Genomic DNA, 2,691 nt, shown 5'->3' with positions numbered 1-2,691 from the left:
CAGTATCGACAATGCGCTCGACAGCGCGAACGTCCACCGACGGATGCCCATGAACGGAATTTTCGTGCCGGGCGGTACGAAGGTTATCGGTGCGCGTGGCAACTCCTTCGGGCGGGCACGGCGCAGCCAGATCGACACCAGCAAGCGGGTGAAGGTGAAAGCGGTGAAGACCGTGGTCAGGATGCCGATGGCGTAAGTGATGGCAAAGCCCTTCACCGGTCCGGTACCGAGATAGAACAGCACCACTGTCGCAATCAGCGACGTGACGTTGGAATCGACGATGGTCGCCAGCGCCTTCGAGAAGCCGGTGTCGATCGCCTGGATCACCGAGCGGCCGGCTCGTCGCTCCTCGCGGATACGCTCGTAGATCAGCACGTTGGAATCGACCGCCATGCCGATGGTCAGCACGATACCGGCGATACCGGGCAAAGTCAGCGTCGCGCCAAGCAGCGACAGCAGCCCGACGATCATCGCCACGTGCACCGCCAGCGCGATGTTGGCGAGGAAGCCGAGGAAGCCGTAGGCGACGAACATGAACGCCACGACGAGGATCGAACCGATGATGCCGGCGACCTTGCCGGCATGGATCGAATCCTGGCCCAGGCCCGGACCGACGGTGCGTTCCTCGATGACGGTCAATGTCGCGGGCAGCGCGCCGGCGCGCAGCAGCACGGCGAGGTCGTTGGCGCTCTGGGCAGTGAAATTACCGGAGATCTGGCCGGTACCGCCAAGGATCGGCTCGCGAATCTGCGGCGCCGAGATCACCTGGTTGTCGAGGATGATGGCGAACAGCTTGCCGACATTCTGCGCGGTGGCCTGGCCGAAGCGGGCAGCGCCCTTCGAATCGAAACGGAACGAAACCACCGGCTCGTTGTTCTGCGAATTGTATGTCGCCTGTGCGTCGACGAGGTTTTCACCCGATACGATGACGCGGTTCTCGATCAGGTATGGAACCGGCGGATCGTCCTGCGAATAGAGCACCGAAGAACCGGCCGGCGGGCGTCCCCTGAGCGCATCCTGCACCGGCATCGACTGGTCGACCATCTGGAAGGTCAGCTTCGCTGTCTGGCCGAGGATTTCCTTCAGCCGCTGCGGATCCTGCAGGCCGGGCACCTGGACAAGGATGCGGTCGTCGCCCTGCCGCTGCACGATGGGCTCGGTCGTGCCGAGTTCGTTGACGCGGCGCTCGACCACTTCGATCGACTGCGCCAATGCGGTCGATGTGCGGTACTTGATACCGGCGTCGGTGACGGTGAACTTGAGCAGCCCCGGCTCGGAATCGTCGAGCGACATTTCCTGGATGGAGCCGCCTGTGAACAAGCCGGCTGCGACAGGATCGGTCAAGCTCTTCAACGCTTTCTTGGCGGCATCGAGCTGAGCGGGATCGGTGATGCGGACCTGCAGGGTCTTGCCGGTACCGGCAAGACCCGTATAGCCGATCTTGGCATCGCGCAGCAGTGTGCGGATTTCATCGCGCGTCGTCTCGAGCCGATCCTTGATCAGATCGTTCTGGTTCATCTCCAGCAGGATGTGCGAGCCGCCCTGGAGATCGAGGCCGAGTGTCATCTGCCGCTTCGGCACCCAACTGGGGAGCTGGGCCAGCGTGCTGGCGGGGAACAGATTCGGCGCGGCGAGGACCACTGTGGCGGCCACGGCCAGCCAGATCAGGATCATCTTGAAGCGCGAGAAATAAAGCATATGGCGTCGTCCGTCAGAGCGTGTCCGCGGATCGCTCCGCCTGGAATTTGGTTATTTCTTGGCGTTCTGGTTGGCGACCGGTTCGCCCTTGACGCGCACGTCGGCAATCGTCGAGCGCAGCGCCGTCACCTTGGTGCCGCCACCAAGGTCGATCTCGAGTTCGTTGTCGTCGATCACCTTCGTCACCTTGCCGACGAAACCGCCGCCGGTGACGACCGTGTCGCCGCGGCGAACCGCCGCCAGCATCTCGCCGCGCTTCTTCAGCTGCGTGCGCTGCGGGCGGATGATCAGAAAATACATGATCACGAAAATCAGGACAAACGGCAAAATGCTGATGAACATATCGGGAGAGGCGCCGCCGATGCCTTGGGCGTATGCCGGTGTCACGAACATCGAGGTACTCCTGAATTTTGAAAACAGCCGCCAAACCGTCTTGTGGAATTTGGCGGCCCCTAGAAATTTGGCCGGAATATAGTCGGTAAAGTTGTCAATGCAACTGCGCGACCGGGCAAATCCGCCGCTTTTCCGGCCTGTTTAGCCGTGTTAGAGCAGGATCGCGAAAGGCGCGAGCCGGTTTTCGGAAAAGATCACGTTCGAACAAATGGTTGCAACCGGTTTCGAAACCGCCGGAATCGAACCGGGTCCGCCTGCCACTGCAAAAACCAAAGCAAAAAGACCTGATATGACCGATACCAGCATCGATGCCTTGAACCAGAAACTCGACCGCCTGATCGAAGCGGTCGGCCGCCTCGCTCCGCCGCCGGTCCCTGAAACCGACCTCGACGTGGCCGACTGCTTCGTCTGGCAGGCCGATCCCGGCTATCTGGAGCCGGTGCGCAAGGTCAATCGCGTCGACATTGGCCTGATCCGTGGCGTCGACCGCGTCCGCGACATCCTCGTCGACAACACCGAGCGCTTCGCCGCCGGCTTCGCCGCCAATAACGTCCTGTTGTGGGGCGCGCGCGGCATGGGCAAATCGTCGCTGGTCAAGGC

Annotated in this window: 3 protein-coding genes; 1 reads left to right on the top strand and 2 read right to left on the bottom strand. The window is 62.0% G+C overall.

Going from position 1 to position 2,691, the window contains the following annotated elements:
* Positions 1–1,698, bottom strand: a 1,698-nt coding sequence (secD, locus tag EOA36_RS32920; protein WP_127280950.1) for a protein translocase subunit SecD, incomplete at its 3' end; no start/stop codon positions are given.
* Between the two features lie 51 nt (positions 1,699–1,749).
* Positions 1,750–2,091 (bottom strand): preprotein translocase subunit YajC, encoded by a 342-nt coding sequence (gene yajC / locus EOA36_RS32915; RefSeq protein WP_010909882.1) that lies wholly within the window; start codon positions 2,089–2,091, stop codon positions 1,750–1,752.
* Positions 2,092–2,380: 289 nt separating this feature from the next.
* Between yajC and EOA36_RS32910 the strand changes: the two genes are divergently transcribed.
* Positions 2,381–2,691 (top strand): DUF815 domain-containing protein (locus tag EOA36_RS32910; protein WP_127280949.1); only part of this gene is annotated, 311 nt, incomplete at its 3' end.

The sequence above is a fragment of the Mesorhizobium sp. M8A.F.Ca.ET.021.01.1.1 genome (genome assembly GCF_003998025.1).
GTDB lineage: Bacteria > Pseudomonadota > Alphaproteobacteria > Rhizobiales > Rhizobiaceae > Mesorhizobium.
Note: the sequence above shows the minus strand (reverse complement) of the source record. Positions and strands in the feature narration are given on the sequence as shown.